This window comes from Dongia deserti, from assembly GCF_003574735.1.
Taxonomy (GTDB): domain Bacteria; phylum Pseudomonadota; class Alphaproteobacteria; order Dongiales; family Dongiaceae; genus Dongia_A; species Dongia_A deserti.
In genome coordinates this window covers 291,486-306,724 of the sequence record NZ_QORW01000002.1, presented here as the reverse complement: position 1 = coordinate 306,724, position 15,239 = coordinate 291,486, and the positions used below count along the sequence as shown (strand labels likewise).

12 protein-coding genes are annotated in these 15,239 nt (G+C 64.1%); 4 read left to right on the top strand and 8 right to left on the bottom strand.

Annotated elements, in window-relative coordinates; genetic code table 11:
• Positions 1–19: 19 nt before the first annotated feature.
• Complete coding sequence (locus DTX69_RS04425; protein WP_119300290.1) at positions 20–2,488, bottom strand: VWA domain-containing protein; 2,469 nt, start codon at positions 2,486–2,488, stop codon at positions 20–22.
• 210 nt (positions 2,489–2,698) lie between these two features.
• On the bottom strand, positions 2,699–4,021 hold the full coding sequence (locus DTX69_RS04420) for a serine hydroxymethyltransferase (RefSeq protein ID WP_119300289.1): 1,323 nt from the start codon (positions 4,019–4,021) through the stop codon (positions 2,699–2,701).
• Between the two features lie 111 nt (positions 4,022–4,132).
• On the opposite strand from DTX69_RS04420, the gene DTX69_RS04415 reads away from it, so the two are divergent.
• Positions 4,133–5,059 carry a LysR family transcriptional regulator gene (locus tag DTX69_RS04415; protein ID WP_119300288.1) on the top strand — a complete coding sequence of 309 codons (927 nt, stop codon included), beginning with the start codon at positions 4,133–4,135 and terminating at the stop codon, positions 5,057–5,059.
• Position 5,060: 1 nt separating this feature from the next.
• Here the strand turns inward: DTX69_RS04415 and DTX69_RS04410 are convergent, their stop codons facing one another.
• Positions 5,061–5,873 carry an adenylate/guanylate cyclase domain-containing protein gene (locus DTX69_RS04410; RefSeq protein ID WP_119300287.1) on the bottom strand — a complete coding sequence of 271 codons (813 nt, stop codon included), beginning with the start codon at positions 5,871–5,873 and terminating at the stop codon, positions 5,061–5,063.
• A gap of 113 nt (positions 5,874–5,986) precedes the next feature.
• Positions 5,987–7,132, bottom strand: a complete 1,146-nt coding sequence (locus DTX69_RS04405) for a PA0069 family radical SAM protein (RefSeq protein ID WP_119300286.1) — start codon at positions 7,130–7,132, stop codon at positions 5,987–5,989.
• Positions 7,133–7,301: 169 nt separating this feature from the next.
• Here DTX69_RS04405 and DTX69_RS04400 point away from each other — a divergent pair, with 169 nt between their 5' ends.
• Complete coding sequence (locus tag DTX69_RS04400; RefSeq protein WP_119300285.1) at positions 7,302–9,851, top strand: NAD-dependent epimerase/dehydratase family protein; 2,550 nt, start codon at positions 7,302–7,304, stop codon at positions 9,849–9,851.
• A 10-nt stretch (positions 9,852–9,861) separates the two neighbouring features.
• Here the strand turns inward: DTX69_RS04400 and DTX69_RS04395 are convergent, their stop codons facing one another.
• Positions 9,862–10,629 carry a slipin family protein gene (locus DTX69_RS04395; protein ID WP_119300284.1) on the bottom strand — a complete coding sequence of 256 codons (768 nt, stop codon included), beginning with the start codon at positions 10,627–10,629 and terminating at the stop codon, positions 9,862–9,864.
• A gap of 51 nt (positions 10,630–10,680) precedes the next feature.
• The gene (locus tag DTX69_RS04390) at positions 10,681–12,168 is read right to left on the bottom strand and encodes an NfeD family protein (RefSeq protein WP_119300439.1); all 1,488 of its coding nucleotides are present in this window, start codon (positions 12,166–12,168) and stop codon (positions 10,681–10,683) included.
• A 132-nt stretch (positions 12,169–12,300) separates the two neighbouring features.
• On the opposite strand from DTX69_RS04390, the gene DTX69_RS04385 reads away from it, so the two are divergent.
• Positions 12,301–13,086: a pentapeptide repeat-containing protein gene (locus DTX69_RS04385; RefSeq protein ID WP_119300283.1), complete on the top strand. Its 786-nt coding sequence runs from the start codon at positions 12,301–12,303 to the stop codon at positions 13,084–13,086.
• Positions 13,073–13,450 carry a pentapeptide repeat-containing protein gene (locus DTX69_RS04380; protein ID WP_162916655.1) on the top strand — a complete coding sequence of 126 codons (378 nt, stop codon included), beginning with the start codon at positions 13,073–13,075 and terminating at the stop codon, positions 13,448–13,450. Before DTX69_RS04385 ends, DTX69_RS04380 begins: the two co-directional genes overlap by 14 nt.
• Before the next feature lie 73 nt (positions 13,451–13,523).
• On the opposite strand, the gene DTX69_RS04375 is transcribed toward DTX69_RS04380, so the two are convergent.
• Together DTX69_RS04375 and DTX69_RS04370 are read right to left on the bottom strand one after the other, a co-directional pair.
• Positions 13,524–14,414 carry an NAD-dependent epimerase/dehydratase family protein gene (locus tag DTX69_RS04375; protein WP_119300281.1) on the bottom strand — a complete coding sequence of 297 codons (891 nt, stop codon included), beginning with the start codon at positions 14,412–14,414 and terminating at the stop codon, positions 13,524–13,526.
• Positions 14,415–14,528: 114 nt separating this feature from the next.
• Positions 14,529–15,155 (bottom strand): DUF6655 family protein, encoded by a 627-nt coding sequence (locus DTX69_RS04370; protein ID WP_119300280.1) that lies wholly within the window; start codon positions 15,153–15,155, stop codon positions 14,529–14,531.
• Positions 15,156–15,239: the final 84 nt, after the last annotated feature.

Sequence of the window (15,239 nt, the reverse complement as noted above, 5' to 3'; positions counted from 1 at the left end):
TCGGCATCATACGCCTGCTCTAGGCGCCGGTCACGGAGACTCCATTCTGCACCAGCACGTAGGCGTCTTCATTGGTACCCGGCGCACCGCCGCCGGCGTCGTGGACATAAAGGGTATAGCCGGCGGGCGTCCCGCTTGATCCTTTGGTCTCGGACCAGGCGCCGCCCGAGAGGTTCAGCGTATCGCCTGCGTCGCCATCGACCCGCACTGCCGGCGCCTTGCCGAAGGCGCCGCCACTGCCGCTGCCGCCAGGATCGAAGCTGCCGCCCTCCAGATCGCTGATGACGTCGTTGGCATCCAGCGTCAATGAGGTGCCGCCGCCACCATTCATGCGAATGGTCTCAACATCCGTGATCTTGCTGTCATCGAGTGCAGTCAAGTCGATGGTGGTTGCGCCGCTCGCGTCGAGGACATCGCCGGCAGCGCCGGTTGCGGCCTTGAACAGGTCCGCGCCGCCGTCATAGGTGTCGTCGGCACCACGCCAGACCAGGACATCCTCGCCGACATCGCCGCTCAGAATGTCCGCGTCACCATCGTCGCCGCCGTCCAGCCGGTCATTGCCGCTCCCGCCGCGGAGCGCATCGAAGCCGGCTCCGCCATTGAGTGTGTCGCCAAAAGTGCCGCCGAAGAGAGCATCGTCATCGTCACCGCCGAAGAGAGCGTCGTTGCCCTCCTGGCCAAAGAGCGCATCATTGCCGGTTCCGCCATCGAGCTTGTCGTTGCCAAAGCCGCCCTGGACGGCATCGATACCGGCGGCCGCGACGATCACGTTGTCGGCGTCGTCGCCGATGATGAAGTCGGCATTGGCGGACCCCTCAAAGGGCGCGCTGCCGGATACGATCGTGGGTCCGGTAATGGCAACGGTCAGAATCGAGCTCGCGGTGTCGCCGGGGGATGCGTCCTGGACTGTATAGGTGAACGTGTCTGTTTTGCCGCTGCTGCCCGGCGTGGCAGTGTAGGTGAAGTCGCCGGTCGTCTTGTCGACGACGAGAACGCCGTTGTTGGTTTCGATCGTGTAGCCGGTCGCGGTGTCGGTCACGATTTGCGACGTGGTGTCGCCGTCGATGACTGCGCTGACCGCGATGATGGTCGGCGTGCCGAACCCATCGGCGCCGGAATCGTCGTTGGTCAAGACATTGCCGGTGACCGTCCCGGGAACAGTCTGGGCGAGTTCGACACCCAGCTGGTTCTCGTCCTGCACCACGATCACCGGCTGGTCTGGGAAGGTTTCGTTGTAGTAGGCGGCGCGCTCAAGCTGTGGCACGGGTACGTCGGCACCGAGACCGACGGCGATGGACACTACGCCCTTATCCGCCAGCCCCGACGTAAATGCGCCAGCGGACGTGCGGCCCTCCCACAGATTCTCTTCCGTCTGGTTGAGGGAGTTCGCCTTGCTGCCGCCCGGATACGAGCTTGCAGCGTCGCCGTCATCCACTGGCCTGCCGTCGGAGAAGAAATAGACCAGACCCTTGGTCGTCGCTGTGGTCGCGACCCAGGAGGGATCCATGATGCCCTGCTGGGCGGTCGCGAGCGCGGTGTCGTAGTCCGTCAGATTGGCAGGGCTCAGCGCATTGATCGCCGCAGTGACGGCGGCGAGGTTGGCTGGATTGGTGATATCTATGAACGTGGTGGCGCTGGTGCCGCCGAAATAGGAGGCACCGCTGCTGAATTGCACCAGCTTTACATTGACGGAGCCAGCCGCGGCCGTCGCGTAGGACTCGAGCATGGCGACGGCTGCCGCCTTCTGCAATTCCATCCGGGTCGTCACCGTCCCGTCGGAACGCACGACTTCCTGTCCCATTGAAGCCGATACGTCGATCACCAGCATGAGCTGGTAGTCGGTGGCAACCGCCTGAGTAACGGTCACCGAATCCGGATTGGCCTCGGGGAACGAATTCTCGATTCCAGGCTCGCCAGGTTCGTCATCTCCCAGACTGAAGATCTTGGTTTCGTCGGTGATCAGCTTGTAGCTCAGCGCAGTCGGGTCCAGGATCCCCGCGGAACTCAAACCACCTAGAGCAGCGTCCACCGGAAAAGGTACGAAAATGCCGCTGCCGTTTGCACCGGCACCTTGTCCGCCTGCAGCGGGGCCGGCGGCCGTCTGAATGTCAAGTGACGGATCTGTCTCCGCGATGACGTCGGCGATGTCGATGGGCTCGCCGTCGCTGGTGATGATGGTGATCGGTGACTCCTCGTTGGCCGCGGCATAGCCTTGGAGAATGATGGTCCGGCCGTCGACGATGATCCCAAGGTTGCCCTCTCGGCCAAGCTCCGCCAGTAAGCCTTGTTCGCTGTCGGTCGGTAACTCGATCGTTTCGCCCGGTGTCACGGGAACGACGACGATCCTCTGGCCCTGAGGAAGCTCCACCCGAACCGCATTGGCTGCGGTCAGTTGTACGGTTGCAACATCGAGGTCGGTCTTGGTGATGGTGACATCAGAATTGGACGCGTACGCGTCACGCGTCTGTGACGTTTCATCGACTGTCATGGCGGTGCCCCAAATTGAGAAAGGTGCGGAGCCCGTTCGCCCTCGGCGGACTCGTTACCCCGCGTCCGTGAACAGGGCCGCTGGGGATGTGTTGCAAATGATCAAAAAAATTTCGGCCGAAGGTCGCTTGGGCGCTGTCAGCCAACCGACGTAGAACAAGGCGAGTTCGCGCTGTGTTGACGCCGGTGAAGTTCCAGCTCGCCCCAAAGCTCAGCGGACGAAGTGCAGCTTTGAAAATCTGCGGCGGAAATTCGTGACATCCTTGGCGACAGATGAAAGCGGCCGCGTGCCAGTGAGCGCCTCGGCGATGTAGCCGGCCAGTTCGCGCATTTCATCCGCGCGCATGCCCCATCGCACGATCTCCGGCGTGCCGATCCGGAGCCCGTTCACATCGCCTTCCACCGGTGTGATCGGCAGGCCGATGCCGCAGGTGAGAATATTCGCCTGTCGCAGCTTCTTGGCCGCGGCTTGGCCGCCGCCATATGGGGCTGCCTCGATCGCGAGCTGGTGCGAAGTGGTGATACCGCGGTCGCGCGCGAAAACCGGAAGACCACGCGCGGCCAGCGCCTCGCCCAACGCCTTGGCGGTCGCGCCCATTTCAGCGGCATAGGCTGGGCCATGGATTTTCCAATCCAGCAGCGTCATCGCGAGGGCGGCCGATTTCGCGGCATCGAAATTGGCGGTGAGGCCTGGATAGGCGATCGCGTCCAGGCGCTGCGCGACCGACGCATCGTTGGTGACGATCAGGCCGGAAGGCGGGCCACCCAGGCTTTTATAGGTGCTCATGGTCATGACGTGAGCGCCTTCCTCCAGCGGCTGCTGCCAAGCACGGCCGGCGATCATGCCGGACATGTGGGCGGCGTCGAACAACACCAGTGTATCCACTTCGTCCGCGATGGCGCGAATCTCCCGGATCGGATGCGGAAAGAGGTTGAGGCTCCCACCGATGGTGATGAGCTTTGGTTGCAGGCGCCGCGCCATGATCCGCAGCGCATCGATATCCACCGTGTAACGCGATGGATCGATCGGTGCGGGGTGTGTATGGATTCCGTAGAACCCGGCGGCACCGGCCTCGTGATGGGTGACATGGCCGCCGATCGCCGGCGGCGGCGCGATAATGATGTCGCCCGGCTTGGCCGCCATCATGAAGACGTAGAGATTGGCGAGTGCGCCGGACCCCACGCGGATCTCCGCGAAGCGCGCGCCGAATATCTCCGCCGCCAGCTCGGCCGCCATAACCTCGATCTTCTCGATCGCCTCCAGCCCCATCTCGTATTTGTCGCCGGGATAGCCGAGCGAGGGGCGCGAGCCGAGGCCGGCCGCCAGCAGCGCCTCCGCCTTGGGGTTCATGACGTTGGTGGCGGGATTGAGGTTGACGCAACCGCGCTCATGGATCGCGCGGTTCTCCGCGACCAGGGCGAGCAGGTCGCGCTCGACCTCGTCTGTGCTCTGCCCGGCGACGCCCTCGGCCAGGGATTGGATGTAGCGTTCCGACGCCTCGGGCACCCAGGGGCGATGCTGCAGCATGGTCATTTCGGTGTCTCCCTCGGCGTCTGTCTGCGCAAAAAAGCTACGGGAGGCGCTTCGGCCACGTCTACTTAATAAAAATTGCTATATACATTAGAGAAATTGCATAATCCTAAAATGGACATCGCTCGTTTGCGGACTCTCCGGGAACTCGCCATGCGCCAAACCATGGCGGCGGTGGCGGAGGCTTTGCGCGTTTCCCCCTCGGCAGTCTCGCAGCAGATTGCGCAGCTGGAAGCGGAGGCAGGCCTTCCGCTGATCGAGCGGCGCGGCCGGCGCGTGCGCCTGACGCAGGCCGGTCAGCGGCTGGTCGCTCATGCGGACCGGATCATCGCCGCGCTCGAGGATGCCAAGACCGAGCTCGCAGAAATGAAGCAGACGGTCACGGGCGAATTGCGCGTGGCGGCCTTTTCCTCGGTCGCTGCCGCCCTCATTCCGCAGGTGATGAAGGCGCTGGAGCACCGGCATGGCCAGCTCACGATCGTGCTCGAGGAAATGGAGCCGGTGGATTCGCTGGCCGCCTTGCGCGCCTGGCAAGCGGATGTGGCGTTGATCGACGACCTCACGGTGCCCGCCGGCGTGCCTGAACCGAACATCGAACGCATTCCGATCCTGGAGGATCAGCTCTATGCAGTGCTGCCGAACGGTCACCCCTTGGCAAAACGCAGCAAGATCGCCATCGCCGATCTACGCGGGGAGCGCTGGGCCATGGACACGGCGTTCAATACCTACTCCGACGTCATCATCCGGGCATGCCAGGCGGCCGGTTTCGACCCACTCGTCAACGGGAAATGCGGCGGGTTCGAGGTTGTGCAGCCCTTGATCGAGCAGGGATGCTCGGTCGCGATTCTTCCCGGCCTCAGGGTGCGCGAACGGTCGGGGCGGTTCTGTATCAGGCGATTGGCGCCGGAGATCCGGCGCAAGATCTTCGTCGCGTTCCGGCAGGGTGAGCGGCGCCATCCGGCGCTTGCTGCTTTCCTCGAGCAGCTGCAGAAAAGCGTGAAGGCGCTGCGTATTCGCACGACCGTACGAGACAGTGGCTAAGCTACTGCCGCTTCTTGTGTCCGAGGACGCTGATCCACAGCACGATGTAAAAGCCCAGGCCGGCCATCGGCCAATAGAACCAGAGGCTCTCGCCCCCGTCCAACATGTCGATGAGGAAGAGGAATGGGATGAGGAGGATCGCGATTTTGACCCGGCCCGGCAGGTCGAGGAAGCGCGACCACAGCCTTGCCGCTGTGCCTTCCGGGATTCCATTCGGTCTCCGGGTGGCGGTCGATGGAGTCTCCGGTCGCGTGTCGCCTTCCGTTTTCGGTATCGGGCGTGGCGCGTCGCCATCCAGCACGATGCGGTAGCTGGTGACGGGCTCCGACACGTTCTTGACCGGCTGTTGCCCCAGATAGTCGAACCCGACGGAGAGCTTGTTGCGCACCAGATCATGGACCGAGCCGGAGATCAGGATGCCGCCGGGCTCCGCCAGCTCCTGCAGGCGCGCGGCGATGTTGACGCCCTCGCCATAGAGATCGTCGTTCTCCACCATCACGTCGCCCAGATTGATGCCGATGCGGAACCACATCTGCTCCGCTTCCGGTAGCTCGCGGTTGCGCGCCGCCAGCTCGCGCTGCACCTCGATGGCGCATTGCACGGCTTCCACCACGCTGGCGAATTCTGCGATCACTGCGTCGCCCCAGGTATTGATGGTGCGCCCATCGTGCCGTTCGACCAGGGCATCCATCGCCGCACGATACTGGCGCAGCGTCCCGATGGTCCGGGTCTCGTCGCTCTCCATCAAACGCGTGTAGCTCTTGACATCCGCGCATAGAATGCACGTCAAGCGCCGTTTGACCTTGGTGGTCATATTCCACCTCGTATTGGAACCGGAGGGTGGGGCCGGCTCCCGAATAATATCTGTCATCAATCGCCCGCTCATTATGTCTTGCGGCGATCATCTCGCCTATATGTTTCGGACCGCTAGCAGAACAGGTCGAACTGCCGGTCCGGCTCCTTCGGGACTGCAAAGCGCGAGCAATCGAGGTCATATTCGCGCTTGTCGAGCCCGTGCCGCTTCGCCGCCGCTTCCACCCTGAGGCGGATCATGTCGGCATAAGAGCCTTCGCCCTTCATGCGCTTGCCCCACTCGCTGCGATAGGCGATGCCGCCATGGCACTGGCTGATCAGGCTCATGGCGTGCTTGGCCTTGCCCGGCGCATGGGCGACCAGCCACTCGGCGAACAGATCCTTGATCTCCAGCGGGAGGCGCAACAGCGTCCAGTTTATCCATTGCGCGCCGGCCTCGGCGCCTGCGGCGATGATGGATTCGATCTCGTGATCCGTGATCGCCGGAATGATCGGCGCGACCGAGATCGCCACCGGCACGCCTGCCGCGCTCAGCTGCCTGATCGCGCCGAGCCGTCTGGGCGGCGTGGAGGCGCGCGGCTCCAGCTTGCGCGCGAGCGCGCGATCCAGCGTGGTGACCGATATCGAGACCATGATCAGCTGTCGCTTCGCCATGTCGGCGATGATGTCGAGATCGTCCAGCACGCGCGCGCTCTTGGTGGTGATGCCGACCGGGTGGTTGAAGTCGCTCAGCACCTTCAGCACGCCGCGCGTGATGCGATACTGCCGTTCGATCGGCTGATAGACGTCGGTGACGGCGCCGAGCGCCAGCACGTCCGGCTTGTAGCCCGGCTTCTTCAGTTCCTTGATCAGCAACTTCGCCGCGTCGGCCTTGGCGAACAGGCGGCTTTCAAAATCGAGGCCTGGCGAGAGCCCAAGATAGGCATGGGTCGGCCGCGCGTAGCAATAAACGCAACCGTGCTCGCAGCCGCGATAGGTGTTCACCGAGCGGTCGAACGGCACGTCCGGCGACTGGTTGTGCGCCATGATGGTGCGGCTGGAATCGAACGCGACCTTGGTGGCGAGGGGTGGCGGCTCGCCATCAGGATCGCCGCCCACCCGCGCGGCAGGCAGACTCCAGCCATCATCCTCCAGCGGCCGTTCGCCCAACTCGTAGCGCCCGGGCCGGTTGCTGACGGCGCCGCGGCCCTTCACGGGCTGGTTCGGCAAAGTCGGGTCGGGGACCAGGGTTAGGTCCGGTTCTGGTTCGTATTTCGCCATGGCTTCATTCTGCTCCGAACATGAGAACAAATGAAGAACAAATCTTTGCGGTAATGCGTTACGCATTACGCAGCGTTTTCTCGTGACACTTCGCAACGGGGGGCGAGTGGGCCTGTTCGTCCGATGCAGACGCCCCGGCAGGGGAAGGCAAATCGGGGCGAGGTGCGACGTGGCAGACGAACGAGCAAACTCCCCTACCGACGTCGTGCTGATCACCGGGAGTAGCGGCTTCATCGGGCGCGCGCTCGCGGCGCGGCTCAAGTCGCGTTACCAGGTAGTCGGCCTCGACCTGTTCCCTGCGCCGGAGGGTTCAGGGTTCGAGACCATCCGGCTCGACCTGACGAAGGATGAAGCCGTCCGCAAAGCGATGACCGACATCGCCGGCAAATACGGCAAGCGGATCGCTTCGGTCATCCATCTCGCCGCCTATTACGATCTCAGCGGCGAACCGAGTCCGAAATACGAGCAGGTGACGGTCGAGGGCACGCGCCGGCTGCTGCGCGAACTGCGTCGCAGTTTCACGGTCGAGCAGTTCGTGTTCTCGAGCACCTTGCTGGTCCATGCGCCGGTCGAGCGCGGCAAACCGATGAATGAGGATTGGCCGCTGGAGCCGAAATGGCCCTATCCCGAATCAAAGGCGAAGACCGAGCAGCTCGTGCGGCAGGAGCGTGGGCAGATCTCCGCCGTCATCCTGCGTCTCGCCGGCGTCTATCAGGAGGATTGCCGCGCCGCGTTCCTGGCGCAGCAGATCGCGCGCATCTACGAGCAGCGGCCCACCAGTTACTTGTTCGCGGGCGAGCCGGATAGCGGGCAGCCTTATCTGCATCTGGAGGATCTCGTGGATGCGCTGGAGCGCGTGGTGGACCGGCGCAATCGCCTGCCCGCGGAGATCACGCTGCTGATCGGCGAGCAGCGCGGGCCGACGTACGAGGAGTTGCAGCGCGAAGTGGGACGCCTGGTGCATGGTCGGCCATGGCCCACGTTCTCGCTGCCGCGGCCGGTGGCGCAGGCCGGCGCCTGGGTGCAGGACGAGGTGATGCAGGAGGATCCGTTCGTCAAGCCTTGGATGATGGAAATCGCGGAGGATCACTACGAGCTCGATGTCGGCCGCGCGCGCAAATACCTCGGCTGGGAGCCGAAGCACGACCTGATGGCAACCCTGCCCACGATGATCGCGCGTCTCAAGGACCATCCCCCAAGTTGGTACAAGGCGAACAAACTGGATGCCTCCACAGTGGCGGCGGCGGATGTCATGATCGAGCGCGCGGAGGAGCACATCGAGGCACAGGAGCCGGAACTGGTTGCACGCGGCGAGGCGGCGCTCAAGCAGCGCCACGCCGCGACCCGCTGGGCTCACCTCATCACTGTGGCGCTCGGGGCCTGGCTAATTGCGACGCCGTTTGCGACGGGGCTGTTCGCGGGCGATCCCAACGTGCCGGCGCCGCCGGCCGCGGGAACGCCATTGCCGGATCCGAGTCTGCGCGACTACTTCCTCGGCTGGAGCGAGATCGCGAGCGGCCTGCTCGTCTGCATTCTCTCGGCCAAGGCCTTTGCACGCACGCCATCTTGGACGCAGTGGGCGGTCGCGGCGACCGGACTCTGGATCATGACGGCTCCACTCGTGTTCTGGACCACGAATGCGGCCGCTTATTCGCTCGACAGCCTGGTCGGCGCGATGGTGTTCGCCTTCGCCGTGATCGTCGCGACCACACCGGGCATGGATCGGGTCGCGATCGGGTCCGACGGCGACCTGCCTCTGGGCTGGTCCTATTCGCCGTCTTCCTATGTGCAGCGCGTGCCGATCGTCTCGCTGGCTTTCATCGGCTTCTTCATTTCGCGCTATCTGGCCGCCTATCAGCTCGGCCATGTTCCGTCGATGTGGGATCCGTTCTTTCCCGGCACCACGCCGGAGCGCAATGGCACGGAGGCGGTGATCACGTCGGACGTGTCGCGCGGCTTTCCCATTCCGGATGCCGGGCTCGGCGCGCTCGCCTACATGCTCGACATCCTGACCGGCATCATCGGGGACCAGCGGCGCTGGCGCACCATGCCGTGGCTGGTGCTGCTGTTCGGGCTGATGATCGTGCCCTTGGGCGCGGTGAGCGTCGGGTTCATCATCATCCAGCCGACACTGATCGGAGCCCTCTGCACGCTCTGCCTGCTGCAGGCGGTGGTCACCGTGATTCTGATTCCCTATTCGGTTGATGAGGTGCTGGCGACCATCCAGTTCCTGATCCGCAGCACGCGGGTGGGGCGGCCGTTCTGGCGTACCCTATTCAGGGGCGATGCGGGATTCTCCGAACGCAAGGACGAGCTGCAGCGCGTTGTGTTGCCCTATAGCAAGATGGCGCGCGAGTTCATCTCGGGTGGCGTCACCTATCCCTGGACGCTGGTCGTGAGCGTGGCGATCGGGGCCTACCTGCTGACCACTCCGCTGACCCACGGCACCGCGCCGCCACTCTATTTCAGCGATCACGTCGTCGGCTGCCTGGTGGTCACCATCGCGGTGACGGCTTTGGCGGAACTCATGCGCCTGGTCCGGCTGCTGAACGTGCCGCTGGGTCTCTGGGTCGCCGTCTCGCCGTTCCTGCTGGAGGGCGGCACCATGGTCGGCACTGTTGCTGATGTCGTGCTCGGCCTTGCCCTTGTGGCGCTCAGCCTGCCGCGCGGCACTCGCAGCCAGGAACAATATGGCGGCTGGAACCGGCTGATATTGTGAACCTGACTTCTTACTCCGCACGCGGCCTAACGAAGGCGTTGAGCGTTTCGGCGAGGTCGATTGGGAACGGGAAGACGATGGTGGAGCTGCGCTCGCCGGCGATGTCGTGCAAGGCGCTGAGATAGCGCAGCTGCATTGCCTGTGGCACGGGTGCGAGCATGCGGCCGGCATCGACCAGCTTCTGTGCCGCCTGCTGCTCGCCTTCGGCATTGATGATCTTGGCGCGGCGGATGCGCTCTGCCTCCGCCTGCTTGGCAATGGCGCGGATCATGCTCTCGTCGATGTCGACCCGCTTGATCTCGACATTGGAAACCTTGACGCCCCAGGCGTCGGTCTGCCTGTCGAGCACGTCCTGGATGTCAGCGTTCAGCTTGTCGCGCTCGGACAGCATGGTATCGAGCTCGTGCTTGCCGAGGACCGAGCGCAACGTGGTCTGTGCCAGCTGGCTGGTCGCCGCCATGAAGTCCTCGACCTGGATGATGGCCCTCTCCGCGTCCACCACGCGGAAATAGATGACCGCATTGACCTTGACCGACACGTTGTCGCGCGAGATCACATCCTGCGGCGGCACGTCATTGACGATGGTCCTGAGATCGACACGCACGGCCTGCTGGACGACAGGGATGATCAGCACCAGGCCAGGCCCCTTGGTGCCGGTGTAGCGGCCGAGCGTGAAGACGACGCCGCGCTCGTACTCGCGAAAGATGCGGATCGCGGAGATGATGATTGCTGCGATCAGGATGACAACGGTGGCGATGGTTACCAATGTGACGGGCATGTCGTGCCTCCTTGGTTCGCCTGTCTGGACTCTTAGTGCAATGGGCCGACCTTAGTGCAAAGGGCCGACCTTGCGCGCGACCGTCAGCTGCAGGCCTTCACGGCCCTGAACCTCGATGGCATCGCCGGGCTTCAGCACCTCGTTGCCTTGCGCGAGCCAGAGCTCGCCCAGAACCCGGACCCGCCCGCTGCGGCCGGTCCATTCGACCACTTCGCCGGGGGTGCCGATCAGCGCCTCCTTGCCGGTGACGACGGCAAAGCGGCGCGAGCGCAACAGCATCGCCAGGACCAGCACCATCAGGCCGCCAGTCACGACGCTGCCGGCAACCACTATGGGAATGGGGAGGCCGAAGCCAGGGGCGTCGGCCCTGAACATGATGACCGAGCCGATGGCAAAGGCGATGACACCGCCCAGTCCCAGGATGCCGAAGGATGGAGCGAAGGCCTCGGCCACCATCAGCGCGATGCCGAGCAGGATCAGGCCGAGCCCCGCATAGTCGACCGGCAGCACGCTGAAGGCGAACAGCGCTAGCAGCATGCTGATGCCGCCGATGACGCCTGGCACGTAGGTGCCGGGATTGGTGAACTCGAAGATCAGCCCATAGATGCCGACCAGCATCAGAAGATAGGCGACGGTCGGATCGGTGATCACCATCAGCAGCCGTGTGCGCCAGTCGAGCTCGCTCTCTACCACTTCCAGATCGGCGGTCGCCAATCTCTCCTTCTCGCCATTCACCAGCACCTCGCGCCCGTCGATCTTGCGCAAGAGCTCTGGGAGGGTCGCCGCGACCACGTCGATCACATTGAGCTTCAGCGCCTCATCGGCCGACAGGCTGGCGGCGCCCCGCACAGCAGATTCCGCCCAGTCGGCATTGCGGCCATGCATCTGCGCCAGGCTGCGGATGTAGGCGGCGGCATCGTTGACCAGTTTGCGCCGTTCCGGCGTGGAGGTGTCGAGCGGTTCGTCGGACTCTGCCGGTTTGGACTCGTCTTTCTTCTTCTCTTCTTCCTGCTTTTTCTCTTCTTCCTGCTTTGCCTTGTCGGGCTCCTGCTTGTCGCGCTCGCCCTCGGGAAACTCCGGCGTGCCGCCGATGGTGATGGGCGTCGCAGCGCCAAGATTGGTGCCCGGCGCCATCGCCGCGACGGAAGCGGCATAGAGAATGTAGGTTCCGGCACTGGCGGCACGCGCACCACCCGGCGCGACGTAGACGGCGACCGGCACTGTAGACGCGAGCTCGGCGCGAATGATCTTGCGCATCGCCGTGTCGAGCCCGCCTGGAGTGTCCACGCGCAGGATCACCAGGCCGGTCCTGGCCGGATCGACCTCCGCCAGCTGCTCCGCGATGTAGTCGGCAATGACCGGACCGATCGCGCCGTCGATGTCGATGACGAGGGCCTGGCGGGGCTGGGATGTTTCGGGGGATGCCTCCTGAGCCAGGGCCACAGGCGGCGCGCCATTCAGCGCAGCCAATACGAAGCCGGTGCCGGCAACCAGCCAGCCGAGCCGCCTTCTTGTTCGTGCGCTGGCGATAAGCCGCATCGGCGGTCCCTTGTCGGATGCCAAGCCGCGCCTAATTGAAATGTGATACCTGAAATGACACCGTGCAAGGTGCAATGGTTCCGCCAGAATGTCGGCGAAATGCCAGGGTCGCGGTCGCGTTAAGATATCGCCATGGTCGAACGCAAAGAGCTTAAGGGCGGGATGCCGTCGGAACAACGGGAAGCGCCGGATCAGCCTCGTGACCAGCGAACCGTGCTGACGCACATCCTGGCCGCGCATCGGCTCTATTTGGAGACGGAGCGGCGCGAAGGCCAGCGTGCCGACCTCAGGGGACATGACCTCTCCGGCCTCGCCTTCATCGGCGCGGATGTCAGGCGCGCGCGCCTGGCGCGTGCCATGCTTGATGGCTCGGACTGGAGCCGCGCCAATCTTCAGCGTGCCAATTTGAGTGGCGCCAGCATGCGCCGCGCCTGTTTGCGGGACGCCGATCTCTCGATGGCGCGCCTCAGTGGCGCACAGCTGAATCAGGCGAACTTGGCAGGGGCAAGGCTAGACAACGCGGAGATGGAATTCGCGCTGCTGGTCGAAGCCGGTCTCGCCGGCGCCTCGCTCTGTGGGGCTGATCTCAGCGGAGCCAATCTTGAAGGCGCCGACCTGACCGGGGCGGATCTTCGGCGCGCCAATCTACGCGGCGCCGCACTGCGCGGTGCGCGCCTGGATCGCGCCGATCTGCGCGCTGCCCGACTGGGCGGCGCGGTCCTGATCGGCGCATCGCTGCGCAATGCGGATTTGCGCGAGGCCTATCTGAGGGTGGCGAAACTGGACGGGGCCGATCTGTCGGGCGCCGATCTTTCGGGAGCCGTCGGCATTCTGGTCACCGAGATCGATGCCGCGCTGCGGGATGATCGCACCCGGTTGCCGGCTGATTGCGATGGAGGCCGAGATGGCCAATGCTGAGCACGTTCAGCTGCTGCGCAGCGGCGCGGCGGCGTGGAACGAATGGCGGCGGCAACACCCGGAGGCGAAGCCGGACCTCGCCGGCGCGCAATTGCGCGGCCTCGATCTGTCATCGGCGGATCTCGGCGCCGCCGACCTGCGCGGCGCCGATCTGCGCGGCACAATGCTCCGCGATGCGCGGCTGACGCGGGCGCGGCTCGACGCGGCGAACCTCTTCAAGGCGGTGCTGGAGGAGGCCGATCTCGACGGCGCGGTCCTGCTGGATGCGCAGTTCCTCAACTGCGCTCAGCTCGTCACGGCGCACAACTGGGCCAATGCTCGTCGCGATCCCGCGCTCGCCTGCGGCGCAGCGATTCCTCGATGACGCGTGACGTCTCACTCCGTCAAGGTCGTGCTTGGCACGACCATGACGGCTAGGCCAGCTGCTCCGCGTTACCTCACGCCTTCACGTACTTGCGCCAGAAGTGCTTCTGCTCGAAACCCAGCTTCTCGCGCGCCTTCCTGTTGGAGAGCAACGTCTCGAACTCGCCGAGCTCGGCCTTCACCGGCACGTTCGGGTAGAAGCGCTTCAGGAGTTCCTTGGTCGGCAGGTCGGAGGATGTGTCGCCGCTGGAGGCATTGAAGATCTGGAAGCCGAGGCCATTGGTCTCGATGCAGCGGTGGCACAGTTCGCCCAGGTCGCGCGCGTCGATATAGCTCCAGGCGATCTTCTTGCGGAAGCCGGGATCCTGGAACCATTTCGGAAACAAGGCGTATTCGTGCGGCTCGATCACGTTGCCGATGCGCAGGGCATAGATATCCGCCTTGGTGCGCAGCGCGAAACCGCGCGCGGTCTTCTCGTTGACGACCTTGGAGAGCGCGTAGCTGTCCATCGGATTGACGTCGTACTCCTCGTCGAGCGGGAAATAATCGGGTTCGCGCGGCGTGTCGGCGAACACGACGCCATAGGTCGTCTCGCTGGAGGCGATAACGATCTTCTTGATGCCGAGCTTCACCGCTGCTTCGAGAACGTTGTACGTGCTCATCACGTTGATGCGATAGAGCTCGTTATCCGGCGCAATCATGATGCGCGGGATGGCGGCGAAGTGGATCACGGCATCGATCGGCTGAGCGCGCAAATCCGGGTCGAACTCGTGCAGGCCCGTATAGCTGGTGAGCGCATTGAAGACCTGGCCCGAATCGGTGAGATCGGTGATCAGCGTGCGGACCCTGGGATTGTCCAATGGCTTCATGTCCAGGTTCAGGACCTGATAGCCGTAGTCGAGCAGCACGTCCAACACATATTTGCCGGCCTTGCCGCTTCCGCCGGTAAAGATCACCCTCTTCATGTCCAATTCCTCCGACCTAGATCATGCTTTGCACGCATCTATAACGGGCTGGTCGCGATCTTGGAAAGATCGAAGGTGTGACAGTCGGCCTGAGACCGCGTGAGGGCTTTTCCCTCAATTGAAATCGAGCAGGCCGGTATGCTCTTCCTGCGGCAGGTCGGTCGAGCGCCAGGAGAAGAAGAACAGAAATACCGACTCGTTCTCGTGCGAGTAGCCGAAGCGCGGCCCCGTGGAATCGATCAGTTTGCCGTCGGCAGTGCCGTAGCCGGTGGCGGCGATCTTTGCCACTCCCAGCCTCTCCTTCTGCCGATAGAGCGCAATCTCGGGAATCTTGAAGGCTTGGCCCGCGAACGGGATCGGCGCATCGAAACTGCCGATGCCGACCAGCGTGCTCTTGTCGTCAATCGACAGCGCGCCGGCGCGAACCTCGACGACCGCGTCGGCCTTGCCGCGATCGGCGACCAGATTGGTGCCGCCGCGCAGCAACCGGTCCTTGATCGCACCGGCGGTGTATTTGCCGTCGCTGCCTTCCAGCTGTTCGGCATCGACGAAGACCTTGGTGCCCGTCGGGATCTCGAACTTCATGCGCTCCACCGCGCGATCGACCGCGGTGGAGATCAGGAGTTGCTCGGTCGCAGTTCGCTGCGGGCTCGATTCCCGCACCGTCGTGCACGCACCCAGGGCGAGCATCGCCAGGATCAGCGCTGCGAATGCGGGAAGTCCTGCACTGGGACGATGCATCGAGCCCCTCGATCGTCGTTGAGAACACACTGCGGATCGCAGCCATGGATCGACCGCCGCCGGGAGTGCGGCTGCCACCCCGTA